This is a genomic window from Streptomyces sp. NPDC041796, from assembly GCF_055590785.1.
Genome location: NZ_JBVJAH010000010.1, coordinates 281,060 through 299,066, shown reverse-complemented (window position 1 = coordinate 299,066; position 18,007 = coordinate 281,060). Strand labels below are relative to the sequence as shown.

General features: G+C 71.3%; 20 protein-coding genes. 13 read left to right on the top strand and 7 right to left on the bottom strand.

Annotation, left to right across the window (positions count from 1 at the left end; genetic code table 11):
- Nucleotides 1-11 precede the first annotated feature (11 nt).
- From ACZ6C1_RS22350 to ACZ6C1_RS22335, 4 genes are all read right to left on the bottom strand, one after another.
- Nucleotides 12-425 carry a hypothetical protein gene (locus tag ACZ6C1_RS22350; RefSeq protein WP_469242943.1) on the bottom strand — a complete coding sequence of 138 codons (414 nt, stop codon included), beginning with the start codon at nt 423-425 and terminating at the stop codon, nt 12-14.
- A gap of 47 nt (nt 426-472) precedes the next feature.
- Nucleotides 473-781: a hypothetical protein gene (locus ACZ6C1_RS22345; protein WP_469242942.1), complete on the bottom strand. Its 309-nt coding sequence runs from the start codon at nt 779-781 to the stop codon at nt 473-475.
- Between the two features lie 21 nt (nt 782-802).
- On the bottom strand, nt 803-1,462 hold the full coding sequence (locus ACZ6C1_RS22340; RefSeq protein ID WP_469242941.1) for a GOLPH3/VPS74 family protein: 660 nt from the start codon (nt 1,460-1,462) through the stop codon (nt 803-805).
- Between the two features lie 67 nt (nt 1,463-1,529).
- Nucleotides 1,530-2,381, bottom strand: a complete 852-nt coding sequence (locus tag ACZ6C1_RS22335; RefSeq protein WP_469242940.1) for a helix-turn-helix domain-containing protein — start codon at nt 2,379-2,381, stop codon at nt 1,530-1,532.
- A 153-nt stretch (nt 2,382-2,534) separates the two neighbouring features.
- Between ACZ6C1_RS22335 and ACZ6C1_RS22330 the strand changes: the two genes are divergently transcribed.
- The gene (locus ACZ6C1_RS22330; protein WP_469242939.1) at nt 2,535-3,137 is read left to right on the top strand and encodes an NADPH-dependent FMN reductase; all 603 of its coding nucleotides are present in this window, start codon (nt 2,535-2,537) and stop codon (nt 3,135-3,137) included.
- A 10-nt stretch (nt 3,138-3,147) separates the two neighbouring features.
- Here ACZ6C1_RS22330 and ACZ6C1_RS22325 read toward each other — a convergent pair whose 3' ends face one another.
- On the bottom strand, nt 3,148-3,804 hold the full coding sequence (locus ACZ6C1_RS22325; protein ID WP_469242938.1) for a pyridoxine/pyridoxamine 5'-phosphate oxidase: 657 nt from the start codon (nt 3,802-3,804) through the stop codon (nt 3,148-3,150).
- 131 nt (nt 3,805-3,935) lie between these two features.
- Between ACZ6C1_RS22325 and ACZ6C1_RS22320 the strand changes: the two genes are divergently transcribed.
- Complete coding sequence (locus ACZ6C1_RS22320; RefSeq protein WP_469242937.1) at nt 3,936-4,175, top strand: type II toxin-antitoxin system VapB family antitoxin; 240 nt, start codon at nt 3,936-3,938, stop codon at nt 4,173-4,175.
- Entirely contained in the window at nt 4,172-4,573 is a 402-nt protein-coding gene (locus ACZ6C1_RS22315) for a PIN domain-containing protein (protein WP_469242936.1), read from the top strand. The genes ACZ6C1_RS22320 and ACZ6C1_RS22315 overlap by 4 nt, the downstream gene beginning before the upstream one ends.
- Before the next feature lie 13 nt (nt 4,574-4,586).
- Here the strand turns inward: ACZ6C1_RS22315 and ACZ6C1_RS22310 are convergent, their stop codons facing one another.
- A complete protein-coding gene (locus tag ACZ6C1_RS22310; protein ID WP_469242935.1) occupies nt 4,587-5,720 on the bottom strand; it encodes a thiolase C-terminal domain-containing protein in 1,134 nt (377 codons plus the stop codon).
- Nucleotides 5,721-5,805: 85 nt separating this feature from the next.
- On the opposite strand from ACZ6C1_RS22310, the gene ACZ6C1_RS22305 reads away from it, so the two are divergent.
- Complete coding sequence (locus ACZ6C1_RS22305; RefSeq protein ID WP_469242934.1) at nt 5,806-6,990, top strand: acyl-CoA dehydrogenase family protein; 1,185 nt, start codon at nt 5,806-5,808, stop codon at nt 6,988-6,990.
- Here ACZ6C1_RS22305 and ACZ6C1_RS22300 read toward each other — a convergent pair.
- Entirely contained in the window at nt 6,978-7,478 is a 501-nt protein-coding gene (locus ACZ6C1_RS22300) for an Lrp/AsnC family transcriptional regulator (RefSeq protein WP_351814184.1), read from the bottom strand. The genes ACZ6C1_RS22305 and ACZ6C1_RS22300 overlap by 13 nt on opposite strands.
- Nucleotides 7,479-7,548: 70 nt before the next feature.
- Between ACZ6C1_RS22300 and ACZ6C1_RS22295 the strand changes: the two genes are divergently transcribed.
- From ACZ6C1_RS22295 to ACZ6C1_RS22255, 9 genes are all read left to right on the top strand, one after another.
- Complete coding sequence (locus ACZ6C1_RS22295) at nt 7,549-8,568, top strand: DMT family transporter (protein WP_469242933.1); 1,020 nt, start codon at nt 7,549-7,551, stop codon at nt 8,566-8,568.
- Nucleotides 8,565-9,314: a thioesterase II family protein gene (locus ACZ6C1_RS22290; protein ID WP_469242932.1), complete on the top strand. Its 750-nt coding sequence runs from the start codon at nt 8,565-8,567 to the stop codon at nt 9,312-9,314. The genes ACZ6C1_RS22295 and ACZ6C1_RS22290 overlap by 4 nt, the downstream gene beginning before the upstream one ends.
- A 447-nt stretch (nt 9,315-9,761) precedes the next feature.
- Entirely contained in the window at nt 9,762-11,336 is a 1,575-nt protein-coding gene (locus ACZ6C1_RS22285; protein WP_469242931.1) for an amino acid adenylation domain-containing protein, read from the top strand.
- Between the two features lie 250 nt (nt 11,337-11,586).
- Nucleotides 11,587-12,543, top strand: a complete 957-nt coding sequence (locus ACZ6C1_RS22280; RefSeq protein ID WP_469242930.1) for a chlorinating enzyme — start codon at nt 11,587-11,589, stop codon at nt 12,541-12,543.
- Between the two features lie 56 nt (nt 12,544-12,599).
- Nucleotides 12,600-12,830, top strand: coding sequence for an acyl carrier protein (locus tag ACZ6C1_RS22275; protein ID WP_469242929.1), 231 nt, complete (start codon nt 12,600-12,602; stop codon nt 12,828-12,830).
- Between the two features lie 72 nt (nt 12,831-12,902).
- A complete protein-coding gene (locus ACZ6C1_RS22270; RefSeq protein WP_469242928.1) occupies nt 12,903-14,171 on the top strand; it encodes a valine--pyruvate transaminase in 1,269 nt (422 codons plus the stop codon).
- Complete coding sequence (locus tag ACZ6C1_RS22265; RefSeq protein WP_469242927.1) at nt 14,161-15,051, top strand: alpha/beta fold hydrolase; 891 nt, start codon at nt 14,161-14,163, stop codon at nt 15,049-15,051. The genes ACZ6C1_RS22270 and ACZ6C1_RS22265 overlap by 11 nt, the downstream gene beginning before the upstream one ends.
- Nucleotides 15,052-15,059: 8 nt before the next feature.
- Complete coding sequence (locus tag ACZ6C1_RS22260) at nt 15,060-16,367, top strand: cation:proton antiporter (protein ID WP_469242926.1); 1,308 nt, start codon at nt 15,060-15,062, stop codon at nt 16,365-16,367.
- A 73-nt stretch (nt 16,368-16,440) separates the two neighbouring features.
- Nucleotides 16,441-17,955 carry a hypothetical protein gene (locus ACZ6C1_RS22255; RefSeq protein ID WP_469242925.1) on the top strand — a complete coding sequence of 505 codons (1,515 nt, stop codon included), beginning with the start codon at nt 16,441-16,443 and terminating at the stop codon, nt 17,953-17,955.
- Nucleotides 17,956-18,007 lie beyond the last annotated feature (52 nt).

Here is an 18,007-nt window from a genome sequence, read left to right as displayed (position 1 = left end):
CGCGGGCCCCGTCACGCCGGCGGGGCCGAGAAGTGCCAGTAGAAGGAGGCGAAGGCGGCGAGGAACCATGCCGCCGTCAGTCCTCCGACCGCGCCCATGGCCGTGGCGCTCACCGGGCGCAGGCGCGGGTCGGCGAAGGCGGCCAGGAGCAGTAGCAGGGCGGACGGCCAGAAGAAGAACATGCCCAGGAGGAAGCCCAGCAGCCCCCACGCCGCGAGGGCCGGCGCCAGGATCAGGCAGGTGCGGGTGAAGGCCCAGGGGCGGCGCGGCAGGAACAGGGGGATCGCGACGGACATGGCCGTCAGGACGTGCAGCGGGTAGACGTAGCTGGTCAGCGTCCACAGGAGGCCGGGCAAGGTGGCGATCACCGCGCCCGCCGCGAGGGCCCGCTGGAGGCCGTGTACCCGCGCGCCTGCTGTCTCCATGGGCCACCCCCAGTAGGTTGAACGTGTTCAACCTACTCCACGGCCGGTCAGCGCTCGAGGTCCGGGTAGCCCCAGTCGAGGGCGATCTTCGCCCCTGGCGCGACCTCCTCGACCGCGAACTTCACATAGCTCTCGAAGTCCGGCTGCCAGAGGTGGAAACGGGTGATGCTCAGCGGGAAGTCGGTCTCGCCCGACACGAAGGCCGTCCCGTTGTCGTCCCAGGCGACGCCCAGGTTCACCTGGTCCTGGATGCGCTCGTCCGCCATGACCTCGTCCAGCGAGCGCACGACCTCCCGCGCCTGGGCCTCGTCCTTCAAGGCGGTGACGGCGAGGGTGAAGGTGATGTTGACGGACATGACCGAAGCCTACGAGGCGGCTCAGAGGACGGTGACGGTGGTGGCCACGGTGACGGCCACCATCGCGGCCTGCATGTTCCGGATGGCCTCGCGGACACCGTCGCCCGCCCACTGACCGTCGGCGATTTTCGCCATCCGGGGCGCGACCAGCTTGCGCGGGATGTCCGGGAACGCCACCCGGTGCAGCTTGGCCGCGTGCAGCAGGCTGACGAGCCCGGACGTACGGTCGTCCGGCTCCGTACCGTGCACGACGACCGACGTCAGCCGCGCGCGCAGCTCCTGCTCGACCGAGCCGTCCGCCTCCGGGTAGCGGCGCAGCGGGAAGAGCCCGAGCATCTTGCTGCGCTCCTCCACGACGAGGCCGCGCTCACACAGGCTCTCCACCGTCGCGGCCACGGCCTTGGACTGGTCCTTGGTCAGCCACTCGGAGACCTTGCGCCTGCTCTTGCGCCGCGTCCACTCGTCCAGCCGCGCCAGGCGCCCGTCGAGCAGCGCGGTGCCGGTGGGGGTCGTGTCGGCCACGGTCAGCCGGCCGTCGGACACGGAGATCCGCTCCGCCATGGCCAGCTCCAGCAGGATGCCGCCCGCCACGGCCCACCCGGCCGAAGACCGGTCCTTCGCCGCCCCCGACTCGTCGTCCAGCGACAGCAGCGCGATTTCCTCGGCCAGCGTGACGGACATGCCATTCCCCCAGATCGTGTGTGGTCATACGTGTCGACGCGGAAAGGGCCCCCCGGGTTCCGCGCCGTCAGGCCGAGACCGCGCGCAGGGCGCCCGGCCGGCGGCCGGCGAGGCGGTCCAGGGCGGCGGCGCACGCGTCGTCGGCGGGCAGGTGGACGATCAGCCGCTGGTCGTCGTCGGCCGGCAGCTCCAGCGTCTCGTACGCCAGACGCAGCGCCCCCGCCTCCGGGTGCGTGATGCGAGTGACTCCCGTGGCCGCCGGGAGCCCCGGCAGCGTGCGCACCCGGTCGGTGAACTCCGCCCCCGCCGTCACCGTCAACTCGTCAGCGAGCGCCGCCACATGGGGGTCGACCCGGAAGGGGCCCTGCTTCAGGGACGCGACCTGTTCGTCGGCGACCCGGTCCCAGTCGGGAAAGGCGGTCCGTGCCCGCTCGTCGCCGAAGACGAACCGCGCGAGGTTCGGCGGGGTGCCCTCCAGCATGCCGAGAGGGCCGACGAGCCGCTCGTACCCGGTGGTCCAGGCGAGCAGGTCGCCGATCCGGTTGAGCAGCACCGCCGGGGCCGGTTCGAGTCGGTCGAGCAGCGCTCGTACGGTCGGGCGTACGGTCAGCGCCGGTGCCGCCGCGCCCATGCACAGGCCCCTGCCCGCGCTCTTGGTCAGGCGGTGCAGGTGGACGCGCTCGCTCGCCGTCAGCCGCAGCGCATCCGCCAGCGCGGCCACCACCTGCGCCGACGGATGCCGGTCGCGGCCCTGCTCCAGGCGCGTCACGTACTCGACGCTCACCCCGGCCAGCGTGGCGAGCTCCGCCCGACGCAGCCCCGGCGTACGGCGGCGCGGCCCGGCGGGCAGGCCGACCTCGGCGGGGGTGACCGCCTCGCGGCGCGTGCGCAGGAACAGCCCCAACTCGTTGTCACTCACCCGGCCGACGCTAGCAGCGGAACCCGCCCCCGATGGTGGCCCCGCCACTACCAGTCTCGGCCCGGCCTCCCCACCGCCCTCCCGCACCGGCAGGTTGGAGGACGTGACCGCACGGTCACCCCCAAGGCCCCGAAGAACGTCAAGGAGTCCGCCATGTCCTCCCAGCCCCTCCGTCTCGCGATCGTCATCGGCAGCGTCAGGGACGGCCGCTTCGGTCCGGTCGTCACCCGCTGGTTCGCCGAACAGGCCGCGCGGCACGGCCGGTTCGACGTCGACGTCATCGACCTGGCCGGCACCGAGCTGCCGCTCGCCCTGCCCGCCGTGCCTCCGGCCATGGACCCGAACCCGTCCCGGCCCGCCGGCATGGCGGACGTCAGCCGCCGGCTGGCGGAGGCGGACGCGGTCGTGGTGGTCACCCCCGACTACAACCGCAGCTTCCCCGCCTCCCTCAAGGCCCTGATCGACTGGCACTACACCGAGTGGGAGGCCAAGCCCATCGGCTTCGTGGGGTACAGCGGCGCCAGCGGTGGGCTGCTCGCCATCGAGCAGCTCAAGCAGGTCTTCGGTGAGCTGCACGCCCACACCGTCCGGGACTACGTCAGCTTTCCCCGCTACTACCTGCTGTTCGACGAGGACGGCAACCTCAAGGACCCCGAGGAGCCCATGGCCGCCGCGAAGACGATGCTCGACCAGCTCGACTGGTGGGGCTCGGTCCTCCACGACGCCCGCCGCGAGCGCCCGTACGCCACCCGGTAGGTCCCGGGGCCTACGGCCAGAGCAGCTCCCGCGCCCACGCGCCCGCGGGGGTGCGGCGGTAGCGGAGGCGTACGTGCCGGCGCCGTTCGTCGCCCTGGAAGAACTCGACCTCCGACGGGTCGAGGACGTACAGCGTCCAGGTCTCCGCGTCGGCCTCCGGCTCGGACCGCGCCCGGGCCCAGGCCGCCTCGCTCGCCGTCGCCAGTTCGTCCAGCGACTCCAGCGCCTCGCTCTGCCGGCCCACCAGGGCGGCGGCCAGGGCGCCCGTCGAGCGGGCGTGCAGGTCGGCGTACGCCTCCTCCGGCGTCCCGGTCACGACCTGGCCCCTCACCCGGACCTGGCGGCCCTGCACCGGCCAGTAGAAGCCGAGCGCCGCGTGCGGGGCGGCGGCGAGCTGGCTGCCCTTGGCGCTGGTGGCGTGGGTCGCGAAGTGCCAGCCCCGCTCGTCGGCGTCGTGCAGCATGACCGTCCGCACGTCGGGCCGCGCGTCGGCGTCGACGGTGGCCAGCGACATGGTGTGCGGCTCGCTCTGCCCGGCCTCCGCCGCCGCCACGAACCAGTCGTGGAAGAGGGGCAGGGGGTCGGCGGGCGCGGTCTCCGGGTCGAAGGCGGGCAGCGGGGTGTCCCATACGCGCAGGGAGCGGAGTGTGTCGTGGAAGCTGCTCATGGGGCCATCATCCGGTGGGCTCGCCCGGGACGACGCGTCCGGGTGAAGGAACCTGGATCCGGTGGAGCGGGGAACAGCCACGGTGATACCTTGATTGGAAATCGTATATACGCGGTAAAGGAGTGGTCGCCATGGCCCGTACCGTCATCGATCTGGACGACGAGGCTCTTGAGGAGGCCGCGCGGTTTCTGGGCACGACCACGAAGAAGGACACCGTCAACACCGCGCTGCGTGAAATCGTGGATCGGCGGAAGCGGGCCGAGGCCGTAGAGCGCATGCGGCAGATGGTGGCGGACGGCGAAATCGACTTTTCGGTCATTGAGAAGGACGTGCCGGCCGAAGCCGGCGAAGGTGGTCAGCGGGCGGCATGACCGAGCTCTACCTGGCTGATACCAGCGCGCTCATCCGCTTCTACCGTGGCCAGACCGGAGGGAGTTGGGACGCGGTCGTCAACGCCGGGCTCGTCGGTCTGTGCGAGCCGGTGCGGCAGGAGCTCCTGCGGGGCGCGGGTGGGAGAGCCGCCTTCCATGACATGGACAGGCTGTTGCGGGAGACCTTCCCGTACTACCCGATACGGGAATCGGCCTGGGAGGACGCCGCCGAGTTGCAGTACGAGCTCGCCACGCGCGGCTGGCACCAGTGCGCCAGCCCCGTCGATCTTCTGGTGTCCGTCGCCGCCGCTCACCACAAGCTGACCGTGCTCCACCAGGACGCCGACTTCGACACCATCGCCCGCGTCACCGGGCAGCCCGTGCGCCGTATCGAGTAGGCGCCACCAGGCGTCACCGCTCCCGGCCCAGCACCACCGTCCCGGACGAGCAGAACCAGCCGCCCGTCCCCGACACCACCCCGAGCCGGGCGTCCGGCACCTGGCGGCCGGGTGCCTCGCCGCGTAGCTGCCGGGTGGCCTCCACCAGGAGGAACAGGCCCCGCATGCCGGGGTGGCAGGCGGACAGGCCACCGCCGTCGGTGTTGACCGGCAGCGCGCCCCCCTCGACGAACGGGCCGCCCTCGCCCTTCGCGCAGAAGCCGAGGTCCTCCAGGGTCACCAGGGTCATGTAGGTGAAGGCGTCGTAGACCTGGGCGAAGTCCATGTCCGAGGGGCGCAGGCCCGCCCGCTCGAAGGCCGCCCGGCCGCTCACCGCCGCCGGGGAGACGGTGAAGTCCTCCCACTCCGACATGGTGGTGTGCGAGACGTGCTCGCCGGTGCCGAGGATCCACACCGGGACCTTCGCCGTGTCGGGTACGTACTCCTCGGCCGCCAGCAGCACCGCGCAGCCGCCGTCGCTGCGGATGCAGCAGTGCAGCTTGGTGAAGGGATCCGCGATCACCGGGCCGGAGAGGACCTCGTCGACGGTCAGGGGCGTGCGGAACATCGCCTCCGGGTTGAGCGCGGCGTTCGCACGGGCCTGGACCGCCACCCGCGCGAGCTGCTCCGGGGTGGTGCCGTACTCGTGCATGTGGCGGCGCGCGGACATCGCGTACTTGGCGACGAGGGTGTGCCCGTACGGCGCCTCGAACTGGAGCGGGCCACGGGCGCCGAAGGAGAGGTTCGCGGTGCGGCGCCCGGCCTTGATGTCGGCGCGGGCGGTGGAGCCGTAGACGAGGAGGACGGCGTTCGCGTGGCCCGCGGCGATCGCGTCCGCCGCGTGCGCGGCCATGATCTCCCAGGTCGCGCCGCCCACGGCGGTGGAGTCCACCCACCGGGGCCGCAGCCCCAGGTACTCGGCGACCTCGATCGGGGCGAACGTGCCGAGTCCGGCCGAGGCGAGCCCGTCGACGACCGACCGGTCGAGCCCCGAGTCGGCGAGCGCACGCCGGGCGGCCTGGGCGTGCAGCGTGTAGGGGGTGGCGGTGTCGACGCGTCCGCAGTCGGAGAGGGACACGCCCACGATGGCGACGGAACGACGACGCATGGAACTGACGCTACATCAGATACCGGCTCTGGGCATCCACGACGGCGGCACCTAACATGACGCCCCGTCAGAAAGGGAGTGCCCCATGGACGCCGCCTTCACCGCCGAACAGGACGAGATCCGCCGCACCCTCCGCGAACTGCTCGCCAAGCACTGCGGAATCGACGAGCTCAGGGCCGCGACCGGCACCGGCACCGGATACGACCCCGCCCTGTGGGCCCTGCTGTCCGGGCGGCTCGGCCTGCCGGGGCTCGCCCTCCCCGAGGCCTACGGAGGCGTCGGCTGCGGCACCGTCGAACTGGCCCTCGCCGCCGAGGAGACCGGCCGCGCGCTGGCGCCCTCACCCTTTGTCGCCACCACCGTGCTCGCCGCCCCCCTCATCGCCCGGCTCGGCACCGGGGCGCAGCGCGCGGCGCTGCTGCCGGGCGTCGCGGACGGGTCCCTGACCGCCACGCTCGCCGCCGCGCCCCTGCCCCGGGCGCTCGCCCTGACCGGTGACAACCGACCCGGTGAGTGGGCCGGCGGCGGGCGGACCGGTGGCGTGCAGGCCCGCCGCGCCGACGACGGAACGTGGCGGCTGTACGGGGAGGTGGGGCAGGTCCTCGACGGGCACAGCGCCGGCCTGCTCCTGGTCGCCGCGCACACGGGCGGCTACCCCCGGGCCCGTACGCTGCTCTTCCTCGTACGGGCGGAGGCGGCCGGCCTCGTGTGCTCCCGGCTCCCGACGCTGGACGCGACGCGGTCCCTCGCCCGGGTGGAACTGCGGCACGTCGACGCCGAGTTGCTGGGCGAGGACGAGGGCGGGGGAGAGGTGCCGGGAGCCCTCGCCGCGACCGGGTGCGCGGCGGCGGCCGTCCTCGCCGCGGAGGCGGTCGGGGCGGCGTCCCGGGCACTGGAGCGGACCTTGGCCCACGTACGGGAGCGGGAGCAGTTCGGGCGGGCCATCGGTTCGTTCCAGGCGGTCAAGCACCGGCTGGCCGACCTGTACGTGCGGGTGCGGGCGGCGCGCTCGGCGGCGTACTACGCGGCCTGGGACCCGGCCGCCGGGGGCCTCGCGCTCGCCCAGTGCCTGGAGGCGCAGCGCGCCGTCGCCGCCGAGGCCGTCCAGTTGCACGGCGGCATCGGCTTCACCTGGGAGCACGAGGCGCACCTCTCCTTCAAGCGGGCCACCGCCGACGAGCTGCTCCTCGGCCCGGTCCACCTGCTGCGCGCCCACGCGGCCCGGACCGCCGGGGTGTTCGCCCCCGCCGAGGACCGTCAGGCGGGGTAGCCGGGTGACCGGCGGTTCTTGGAGTCCTTGAGGAGCTGGACGGGCCGGCGCCGGAGGTGTTCGTAGACCAGCGAGGCGCGGACGTCGGCCACGGCGGGGTACTGGGCGATGCGGTCCAGGACGAAGTCCTCCAGCCGCTGGGGGTCCTTCACCGCGACGAGGATCTGGAAGTCGTCGCTTCCGGTCACCACGAAGACGTCGAGCACCTCGGGCAGACCGAGGACGAACTGGCGGAAGGACTCCACGGCGTCGCGGCTCTTGGGGTGGATCCGTACGGCGAGTATCGCGCGCAGTCCACGGTCCAGCGCGTCGAGGTTCACCTCCGCGTGGTAGCCGGTGATGATCCCCTCGTCCTGGAGGCTGCGCACGCGTTCCAGGCAGGTGGAGTCGGCGATGCCGAGCGTCCTGGCCAGCTCGCGGTTGCTCCGGCGCGCATTCTTCTGCAACTCGACTGTCAGACGCTCATTGATCTCATCGAAATTCGGCATGAGCCCCAACCTAGCGCACGAGTTGCGGAGTTGCTGTACCCACGTCGAACTTCCTGTCAGCATCTGGCCCATGGACAGTAGCAACGAGCAAGTCGATCACTCCCAGCCTTCATTAGGCCGGCACACGGGCCCCCTCCTGGTACTGGCGGCCGCCCTCATGTGGAGTACCACGGGCATCGCCGGCCAGCTCCTGCCCGACGTGTCTCCGGCGACGATCGCCACGCTGCGGCTGACGCTGGGTGCCGCCGTTCTGTGCCTGACCCTGCTGTTCGCGTCCCAGCGGGGCGGTGCCGGGTGGCGGGCCCTGAACCGGCAGCAGAAGGGCATCATCTGCCTGGCCGGCGTCTGCACGGCGGCGTTCCAGATCTTCTTCTTCTTCTCCGTACGGATGACCGGCGCCGCCCTCGGCACGCTGACCGTCCTGACGAGCGCGCCGCTGTGCGCGGCGGTCATCGACTGGCTGTCCCGTGGTGAGCGGCCCTCGTCCCGCTGGTACGTGGGCACGGCCCTGGCCGTCGCGGGTGTCTTCCTGCTGACGTTCGACGGCGGCGAGTCGCTCCGGATGGGCGGCGTGGCGCTCGCGGTGCTGTGCGGCGCGTGTTACGCCGGGTACTCCGCCACCACGGGAGCGCTGGTCAAGACGGGGGTGCCCCGCACGTTCGTGGTGCGTACGTCGCTCACCATCGGCGGAGTCATGCTCGCCCCGATCCTGCTCGGCGCGGACTACGGGTCGCTGGGCGACACCCGCAGTGTGGCGATCGTGGCCTGGCTGGCCGTGGTGGGCACGGCGCTGCCCTACCTGGCGTTCGTCGCGGGCCTCCAGTACACGGCGGCGCGCACGGCCGCGTCCGTGGGCCTCGCCCAGCCGCTGGCGGCGGCGGTGCTGGCCCTGGTCGTCCTCCACGAGCCGTTCACCGTGCCGATGATCGCCGCCACGGCGCTGCTGGTGGTCGGGCTCCTCGTGGTGAGCCTGCCGGGCAGGGACAAGGCGGCGGCCGGCGGGAGCGCTCCGCCGGCCCCGGACATCGTGACCGTGCCGGTGGGCGACCCCGGCAACGCGGCGGTCACCACCGGCCAAGGAGAGCGATGAGACCCACCGTCACCAAGAACCCGTGGCTGCCCTTCGGCACCGGACGCGACGCCGAACTGCGGCTGCTGTGCCTGCCGCACGCCGGCGCGGGCGCGTCCTCCTACCGCGCCTGGGGGGAGGGGATGTCCTCCCGGATCGCGGTGTGCCCGGTGCAGCCGCCGGGCCGTGAGACCCGGCGCAGGGAGCCGGCCGAGACCCAGGTCGGCCCCCTGGTCGCCGACCTGGCGGCTTCGCTGTCGCAGGAATCCCTCACCCCGTACGCCATATTCGGCCACAGCACCGGGGCACTGTCGGCCTTCGAGCTGTGCCGCCAGCTACGCAGGATGCACGCGCCACCACCGGTCCACCTGTTCGTCGCGGGCCGCCGGGCGCCACAGATCCCCATGGACCAGACGCGGCTGCGCGGCCTTTCCGTCCCGGAACTGGCCGATGTGCTGCGCCGGCTCGGAGGCACTCCGGAACAGGTACTGTCCGATCCCGGCCTGCTGCGCATGCTGCATCCGCTGCTGATCGCGGACTTCGCGGTGAACGAGACGTACCACTACGTCCACGAGCCCCCGCTGGACTGTCCGATAACCGTCTTCGCCGCCGACGAGGACCCACGGGCCGGCCTGGACCAGGCCGCGGCCTGGGAGCACCAGACCACGGGCGCCTTCACCTGGCACACCCTGCGCGGGGGGCACTTCGCCGTGTTCCAGCAGGCGGAGCGGGTCCATGGCTGGATCGCGGAGGCCCTGCGGTCCTGACGCCGGCGGGGCACCGCGCGTGCTCCCCGGGCCGGCGCGCCCGCCCCCAGGGGCGCGGCCCGGCCGAATTCGGTCACGAATCGTGGCTGAATTCCATGGTGGCGAATTGCGGCACGGCTATGCCCAAAACCATACCGGACGGCAGCATTCCTGTCCCGTGTGATCGTTCAAGGCCAGCCGGTCTCAAAATGTGAGAGTCGCCGGGACGATTTCGACGGCCCGGCGGGCGCCTTTTTCACGCAGCGTGTCAGCCCACGGCCTATGCCAACGGCAAACCTGTCATTAACCATTACGGAGCGTAGTGCAACCGGTTGCATGGGGAACCGGAACTGATTGACACCCGCTTCTGGGCTGTGATCAGCTTTGAACGCAGGGCGACACCAGGTGCCCGGCTTGGAATCCATTGCACTGAGCTCACCCTTTTCAGGAACTAGCTGAGAGAAGACAATGCGACTTCAGGGCCGCTTGACGACCTCCCCCGCAACCCCCGTCCATCAGGTGTTCGAATCTCATGCCGGGACCCGGCCCGAGCAGCCGGCCCTCGTGTGCGGTGAGGTGTCCTACACATACGGGGAACTGAACGAACGGGCGAATCGGCTGGCGCACTTCCTGCTGGCCCGCGGTGTGGGACCCGGCTCGGTCGTGGGTGTGTGCCTCGACCGTTCTGCGGAGCTCGTGGTCACCCTGCTCGCCTCTCTCAAGGTGGGCGCCGGCTACGCCCCGCTCGACCCCTCCTACCCGGCCGAGCGGCTCCGGCTGATGACGGAGCAGCTCGCCCACGCCGACCTGATCGCCGTCTCACCTGCGACGACGTCGCTCGTCGAGCACTGCGCCGACAAGCGGGTGGACATCGCCGCGCTGGACCTGGACGGCTTCCCGGCCACGGCACCCGAGGTCGACGTCGATGTCGACGCGGTCTGCTACGTAGTGTTCACCTCGGGTTCCACGGGTGCTCCCAAAGCCACCGCCGTACGGCATCGTGGCTGGTACAACCTGCTGGAGTGGCTCACCGGCGAATTCGGCCTCGACGCCGACTCCAGCAACCTGATGATCAGCTCCTTCGGCTTCGACATCAGTCAGCGAAGCCTCATGGCGCCACTGTTCTCGGGCGCGACGCTGCATCTGCTGCCCAGTCGCAGCTTCGACGTCCTGATGGCCTCCCGGATCATCAGGGAACAGAAAATCCGCACCCTGCACTGTGCGCCGAGCGCGCTCTATCTGCTCCTCCAGCGCGATGAGGAATCGGGCGGGGAAATCCTCGACTCACTCCGGCATGCATTCGTCGGCGGTGAGCCGTTCACGGTGAGCCGAATGGAAAACTGGGCAAAGAATTACTCCAGCTCCGGGAAAATCGTCAATGTCTATGGCGTTGCCGAATGCACGGACGTTTCCTCTTTCCATGTGCTGACGGACTATCCCGATTATGCTGTCCGGGGTGTTCCCATCGGCCGGCCGGTGAACAATACTGATCTGTACATCCTCGACGAGGAACTCCGGAGCGTGGCGACGGGGGAGACCGGCGAGATATGCGTCGCGGGCGCCGGCATAGGCGCCGGGTATCTCAACGCTCCCGCGCTGAACGCGGAACGGTTCATCACCGCACGCCTCGACGACGGGCGGGAGGTGTCCCTCTACCGCACCGGCGACATGGGCTATGTGCGCGACGACGGCGAGCTGATGTGCGTCGGTCGTGTCGACGCGCAGGTCAAGATCCGCGGTATGCGCATCGACCTGGGAGAGGTCGAGAACGCGGTGCGCTCGTGCCGCGGGGTCCAGGACGCCGTCGCGCTGGTCGCCGGCGGTGAACCGGGCGGCGAGGAGGCCCACCTGGTGGCCTTCGTCCTGCCGGAGACGGGCGCCGGGGGCCGCCCCGCCGAGCTGGACGGCCGTGCCCTGCGGTCCGAGCTCCTGGCCGCCCATCCGCGCCACCTGGTGCCCAAGGTGTTCGTGGCGGTGCCGGCCTTCCCCCTCAGCCCCAACGGCAAGGTCGACCGCCGGGCGCTGGCCCGGCGCGCCGGATGAGCCGCTCGCCAGTGCGCCGGCCCGCCTGACGACCACTCAGCCCCACTATCGGCACGAAGCCCGTAGAGCCGAATGGATTTCGGCTCCGTCGCCAAAGTGCCGTTCATCGTGCGGACGGCAATAGAGCCCCATCCGCACCCACCAACTCCGGGTCCTCGCCCCGTCCGGTTACGGACCCGGGTCCATACCCAGCGCGCGGTCCCTCGTGGCCACGCGTATCCATCCATCCACCCAAGGAAGTTGGCTCACCATGACGGAAACCGCTCCGCTCCCGCTGCCCCACGCACAGGTCGCCGGAAACGCGGTCATCCCCGACGACATCAAGGACGACATCCGCAGCTTCACCGAGAACGGATTCGTCGGCCCGATCAAGCTCTACGAGCCCGAGGAGGCCGCGGAGATCATCCGCGAGATCCGTATCCAGAACCAGGACCGGTCCAAGGCGCTCTACCCGAACAGCGTCAACTACGACCGTCACTACGACATCTCGCACCTGTCCAGCCACATCATGCACCCGACGATCATCAAGTACCTGACCGCGATCCTCGGTCCGGACGTCCTGCTGTGGCGCACCGAGTTCTTCCCGAAGTTCCCGGGCTCCAGCGGCACCGAGTGGCACCAGGTGCGGGACTACAGCTACGCCAACGGCAAGCCGCAGCTGCTGCCGACGGAGTCCGAGTGGAACGCCTTCATCGACATCACGGTGTGGACGACGTTCACGCCGGCGACGAAGGACACCGGATGCATGCGGTTCGTCCGCGGCTCGCACCGCAACTGGTACTTCGACGAGCGCAAGAACACCAACCAGGGCCGCGACGGCGAGTACGACGTGACGGCCGTCGACACCGACTTCTTCGGTTACGACTTCTCCGACTTCTCCATCGAGCCCGGCTGGAAGCCGGCCGAGGAGGACGTCGTCGAGCTGGAGATGAAGCCGGGCGAGGCCGTCATCTTCACCGCCAACTGCGTCCACGGCTCCCTGCCCAACACCACCGAGCGCGAGACGCGGTTCGCCATCGCCGGCCGCTACGTGCCGACCCACGTGCGGGTCTACCCCGACCAGGACGGCTTCACCGCCCACGGCGCCCACTTCAACCTCGAGAAGTACGGCAGTGTCCTGGTCTCCGGCGAGGACCGCTTCGGGCACAACCGGCTGCGCACCCAGAACAACCGCGGCGAGGAGTTCGCGCCGCCCGCCGGCCACTAGCTCGTACCCCACCCACAGCATCCGACCCGGACTTCCCGTACAGAAAGGACCACGACGTGCTGAACGAGCGGATCCACCAGATCTGGGCGCGTGAGCTCAACCTCGACGACTTCTCCGACACCGACGACTTCTTCGAGCTCGGCGGCCACTCGCTGATCATGACCCGCATCCAGGCGGCCATCCAGCAGGAGATCGGCATCGAGGTCCCCATGGACGAGCTCTTCCGCAACCCCACGGTGGCCGAGATATCCGCCCACCTGGCGCAGGCGCCGACCGCCGCCGCCTAGCCGAAGGCTCGAAGGGGGCGGCGCCCCGGCCGCCCCCTTCATGCCGCACCCCACCCGACAAGGAGGGCACACATGGGACTGTCACTGAGCGGCACGAAAATGGCGAAGGTATCCGGCCTGCGCAGCATCATGGAGGACATCGCCACCACGACGTCCGACACCGGCGGCGCCTCCGGCTGGCTCAACCTCAGCATCGGCAACCCGGCGCTCATCAGCGAAGTGCAGGCCACCTGGCAACAGCTCACGGCCGAATCCCTGGCCGACGACTTCACCACCGCGAGCTGCCTGTACGGCCCCTCGCGCGGCGCTCCGGCACTGGTCGACGCGATCGTCGCGGAGTTCAACTCCCGCTACGGGTGGGGAATCACCGCGGAGAACGTCGTCGTCGGCCCCGGCAGCCAGATGCTGTGCTTCATCGCCGCGGCCCTGTTCACCGGACCCGCCGTGGACGGAACACAGCAGATCGTCCTGCCCATGACCCCCGACTACACCGGCTACCAGGGCCTGTGCATGCACTCCGGGGGCATCGCGGGCGTCCCGCCCAGGATCGAGCAGGGCGAGGACAGGTCCTTCCGCTACGCCTTCGACTTCGATGCCCTCCAGCAGCGCGGCGGCATGGGCATGATGCTGCTCTCCAGCCCCAGCAACCCCACCGGGCGGAGCATCGACAGCGCCGAGCTCGACCGCCTCATCGGCGTCGCCCGCCGGCGTGACGTCCCCCTGATCATCGACCACGCGTACGGGGCGCCCTTCCCCCAGATCGCCGCGACGGCCACCGCCCCCGCCTGGGACGAGCACGTCATCAACTGCTTCACGCTGTCCAAGGCCGGCCTGCCCGGGGAACGCATCGGTTTCGCCATCGGCCCCGCCCACCACATCAACGCCATGGTCTCCTTCCTGGCCAACTCGGCGCTGCACGCCCCGCAACTGGCCCAGAACGTCGCCGCCCGTGCCCTCACCACCGGCCGGCTCCAGGACATGGCCACCGATGTGATCAGCCCCTTCTACCGCGACCGGCGCCAGACGGCGGAGAAGCTGCTCACCGAGCTGCTCCCGGACGACATGGACTGGCGGCTGCACAGCAGCGAGGGCGGCATGTTCTGCTGGCTGTGGATCAACCACGCCTGGTTCGACGACATGGCGCTGTACCGGCAGCTGAAGACCAAGCGCGTCTTCATCGTCCCCGGCCGCCACTTCTTCGTGGACCCCCTCTACACCGCCCGCCTCGCCAACCACGGGAAGCAGTGCTTCCGCATCAGCCTGAGCGCGGACGAGTCCGTCATCGGCGAGGGAATCGTCAGGATCGCCGAAGCTCTCCGGGAGTTGCGCAGTGCTTCATGAGAGCGTCGAGCGGGACGGCCTGCGGCTGAGAATCCTGCGGGGTGAGCCGACCCCGCACCGCGACACCGCGGCCCCCGCCGACACCGTCCTCTTCGTCAACGCGGTGGGCATGCCCATCGACCTCCTCGACGACATGGCCCGGCAGTTCGCCGCCGAGGGCCTCGACTTCGTCACCTGGGAACTGCGCGGCAGCCCCGGCCCCGGCCGACGCCCCGACGACTCCCGGCTCTCCGACCACGTCGAGGACGGGCTGGCCGTCCTCGACCACCTGGGCGTGACGGCCGCCCACCTCGCCGGCTGGTGCACCGGCGCCTCCGTCGCCCTCGCCATGGCCGGGCTCGACGACGGCCCGGCCCTGTCCCTGACATCCGTGGACGGCGCGTACCTGTTCAACGGAGTACCGGGCGGCCCCATGGGCAACGCCATGTTCGAGATGTGCGGCGAGATCGTCACCGACCCGGCCGCGGGGGAGCGCTACCACGAGCTGACCCGGCCCCGCGGCAACGAAGCGCAGGTCATGGGCCTGCAGGGCAGCAGCACCGAACTGGTCGAACGGCTCACCCTGCCCTACCGCGGCACCACCACGGACCTGGTCCGCTACGCCCACGCCATCCGCTCCGCCTGCGACTACGACCCCCACGCCGCCTGGTCGCGGGTCACCTGCCCCGTACTGCTCACCGCCCGTACCGACGACCGCATGGTCTCGTACCGCAACTCCGCCCGCGCCGCCGAACTGGTCACCGGAGCCCGGCTCACGGTCGAGCACAGCGGCGGCCACTACGGGCTGTTCACCGACAAGGACGCCGTGCCCGCGATGGCCAGGTTCATGCGCGCCGTCACGGACGAGACGGTCCCCTACGAGGCGGTGTCCCTCTCATGAGCGCGCCCATGACGAGCGGGGAAGTGATCCTCCACGCGCTGCCCGCCCTGTGCCTGATCGTCGTCGCCGCACAACTCGCGGGACGGCTCGCCGCGCGCATGGGGCAGCCGCGGGTGCTCGGCGAGATCGTCGCCGGCATCGCCCTCGGCCCGAGCCTCCTCGGACTGCTGTGGCCGCAGGCCCACGCGTACGTCTTCCCCGGGCAGGTCCTCGGGGCGATGAACGTCCTGGCCCAGCTCGGCCTCGTGCTGTTCATGTTCCTGCTCGGCCTGGAGATCGAGTGGTCCACCCTGCGCGGACAGGGCCGCAAGGCGGTCGCCATCAGCCAGGTGTCGGTACTGCTGCCGCTGCTGCTCGGTGCCGGGACGGCCGTGTGGCTGTACCCCCGGATGGGCGGCGACGGCGGCGGAGGCGGGGTACTGGGCTTCGCCCTGTTCCTCGGCGCCGCCATGTCCATCACCGCCTTCCCCGTCCTGGCCAGGCTCCTGCTGGAGACGGGCCTGCACCGCACCCGTATCGGGGTGCTCACCATCGCCTGCGCCGCGGTCGACGACGTCACCGCCTGGTGCCTGCTCGCCGTGGTCGTCGCGGTCGTCGGCTCGGCCGGTGTCCTCCAGGCGCTGGTGACCCTGGGCCTGGCCATCGCGTACGTCTGCCTCATGCTCTTCGTCGTCCGGCCGCTGCTCGCCGACCGGCGCCCCCCGCTGTGGGCCGTGCTGTCCATGGTGCTGATGAGCGCCTGGATCACCGAGCTCATCGGCATTCACGCGATCTTCGGCGGCTTCCTCGCCGGAGTGATCATGCCGCGCCGGCAGGCGTGGCGCGCCGAGGTCCACCACCGGCTCGACGCGGTGGTCTCGCAGTTGCTGCTGCCCGTCTTCTTCATGACCGTGGGCGTCACCACCCGCATCGACGCCCTGAACTCCTGGTACTTCTGGGGCATCACGGCCCTGCTGACCGCGGTCGCCATCGCGGGCAAGCTGGGCGGCGCCACGGCCACCGCCCGGCTCACCGGCGAGTCGTGGAGGGACTCCACCGTCATCGGCGTACTGATGAACACCCGAGGACTCACCGAGATCGTCATCCTCACCGTGGGCCTGCAACTCGGCGTCATCACCGAGACCCTCTTCACCGCCATGGTCCTGATGGCCCTGATCACCACCTTCATGGCGGCCCCGCTGCTGCGTCTGCTCGGCGTCGCGCGGCCGGCCGGCGAGGGCCCACCGGAACACCGTCCCGCGCCCCCGGCAGCGGACACGCAGCCTGCCGCGACCGGACCTAAACGGCCCGACTACGCGGCGCAGAGCCCCAGTTGACGACCCGCCATGTCCCCACCGGCGGGGTGGGCGTTAACTACGGGAGAAACGCAAGAGCACCATGGAGGTACGCGTGAATCACATCGTCCTGTCCCTCGGAGAGTCGCAAGCGCCGGCGGTCGCACAGCGCTGCCGCAGCCACGCTGCCTTCATCAGCAGGCTCGCCACCTACGACGGTGTCACCAGCGACGTCGTCCACGGGCCGGGCGACCCCGCCGAGGCCCTGGCGGCCCTGGCCGCCGCGGCCGGTGTGGTCGGCGACCCCAGGAACACGGGTGACGCCGTCCGTTACGTACCGACGCAGGCGGCCCGCGGGCGGGTCGGGGCCGAGGAGGACGGCAACTGGCCCCAGTCGCCGGCCTCCCGCCAGCGCAAGACGCTGCGCCGCACCCCCGGGGCCCTGTTCACCTTCCCGCTGGAGGAGCCCGGCGCGGACACCACCGCGCCGCTCCAGGTCTTCATCACCGACTGGTCGCCGAGCCCCGCCGCCTGCGCCGTCGCCGTCCACCCCGGCCACGCCCTCAGCGACGGCCTGCCCTCCGGCCGCGACGCCGCGTTCACCGGCAGGTACTGCCGCCACCCGCTGACCGGCGACCTGCTGCCCATCTGGGTGGCCGACTGGGTCAAGCCCGAATTCGGCACGGGCGCGGTCCTGGTCAACCCCGGCCATGACGCCGTCGACCTCGCCTTCGGGCGGTCCGTCGGCCTGCCGATCCGCTTCGCCCTCGCGCCCCAGGACTACGACGAGGCCCCCGCGAACTGGCTGAACCCGCCGGTCGTCAAGACCGGCCGCGCCATCCGCACCGGTACCACCGACGGCCTGGACTTCACCGAGGCACGCGCCGCGTACTTCCGGATCCTGTCCGAGCGGGGCCTGGCCGTGGAGCACACCGACATCGGTGCCGGCTCGTTCCCCGTGGCCTGGTTCGGCGAGGACGGCCCCGCCAAGCTCGGGTGGCAGCCGGAGCGGCGTACCGCGGCGGGCGACGGCCAGGACACCGGCACCCCGGTCCGGCTGTCGGTGTCGCCGGCGCTGGCCGCCGCCGACCCCCGGGTGCGGCAGGCCCCGCTCGCCGTGGTCGCCGCGTCCACGACCGTCGAGACCGACCTGCTGGCCCTGCGTCTGATGCTCGCCGAGCCCGCCCTCGGGCCGGTCCACGAGCACGCCCCCGAGGTCACCATGGTGGGTCCGGTCACCGGCGCCACCGACGGGGTGGACGCCCCGGTGCTCGGCCTGGCGCTGCTCACCGCGGCGGGCGCCACGGAGTCCCTCGCGGTCAAGGCGCCGCAACTGGAGGCGGCGCAGCGGTTCCTGGACGCCCATGAGCGGATCGCCGGCGCGGCGCCCACCGACGGCGACGCCGACCCGGCCACGGTGAAGGCGGCGGCCCAGATCAAGGGGCTCCTGCGGCGCCAGGACACCAAGCAGGCGTTCACCCAGCTCTACCGGCTGCAGAAGACCCTGGCCAAGGCCGAGTCGGTGGCCGAGGGCAGCGTCGTGATCTACGAGGTGCTGGCGCGGATCGTGGCCGGCCTGCCCAGCCGGTACGCGGAGGAGCGGCTGACCGCCGCCTGGCAGCAGCTCTGAACCGATGCGCCGGCCGCGCCCCTGGGGCGCGGCCGGCGCCGGCCCGGCCCCG

Bases quoted from the DNA above. Each gene is read 5' to 3' on its own strand.
- ACZ6C1_RS22285 (WP_469242931.1), top strand. From the start codon at position 9,762: ATGCGACTTCAGGGCCGCTTGACGACCTCCCCCGCAACCCCCGTCCAT.
- ACZ6C1_RS22350 (WP_469242943.1), bottom strand. From the start codon at position 425: ATGGAGACAGCAGGCGCGCGGGTACACGGCCTCCAGCGGGCCCTCGCG.
- ACZ6C1_RS22280 (WP_469242930.1), top strand. From the start codon at position 11,587: ATGACGGAAACCGCTCCGCTCCCGCTGCCCCACGCACAGGTCGCCGGA.
- ACZ6C1_RS22270 (WP_469242928.1), top strand. From the start codon at position 12,903: ATGGGACTGTCACTGAGCGGCACGAAAATGGCGAAGGTATCCGGCCTG.
- ACZ6C1_RS22295 (WP_469242933.1), top strand. From the start codon at position 7,549: ATGGACAGTAGCAACGAGCAAGTCGATCACTCCCAGCCTTCATTAGGC.
- ACZ6C1_RS22320 (WP_469242937.1), top strand. From the start codon at position 3,936: ATGGCCCGTACCGTCATCGATCTGGACGACGAGGCTCTTGAGGAGGCC.
- ACZ6C1_RS22290 (WP_469242932.1), top strand. From the start codon at position 8,565: ATGAGACCCACCGTCACCAAGAACCCGTGGCTGCCCTTCGGCACCGGA.
- ACZ6C1_RS22325 (WP_469242938.1), bottom strand. From the start codon at position 3,804: ATGAGCAGCTTCCACGACACACTCCGCTCCCTGCGCGTATGGGACACC.
- ACZ6C1_RS22305 (WP_469242934.1), top strand. From the start codon at position 5,806: ATGGACGCCGCCTTCACCGCCGAACAGGACGAGATCCGCCGCACCCTC.
- ACZ6C1_RS22310 (WP_469242935.1), bottom strand. From the start codon at position 5,720: ATGCGTCGTCGTTCCGTCGCCATCGTGGGCGTGTCCCTCTCCGACTGC.
- ACZ6C1_RS22340 (WP_469242941.1), bottom strand. From the start codon at position 1,462: ATGTCCGTCACGCTGGCCGAGGAAATCGCGCTGCTGTCGCTGGACGAC.
- ACZ6C1_RS22315 (WP_469242936.1), top strand. From the start codon at position 4,172: ATGACCGAGCTCTACCTGGCTGATACCAGCGCGCTCATCCGCTTCTAC.
- ACZ6C1_RS22300 (WP_351814184.1), bottom strand. From the start codon at position 7,478: ATGCCGAATTTCGATGAGATCAATGAGCGTCTGACAGTCGAGTTGCAG.
- ACZ6C1_RS22330 (WP_469242939.1), top strand. From the start codon at position 2,535: ATGTCCTCCCAGCCCCTCCGTCTCGCGATCGTCATCGGCAGCGTCAGG.
- ACZ6C1_RS22345 (WP_469242942.1), bottom strand. From the start codon at position 781: ATGTCCGTCAACATCACCTTCACCCTCGCCGTCACCGCCTTGAAGGAC.
- ACZ6C1_RS22260 (WP_469242926.1), top strand. From the start codon at position 15,060: ATGACGAGCGGGGAAGTGATCCTCCACGCGCTGCCCGCCCTGTGCCTG.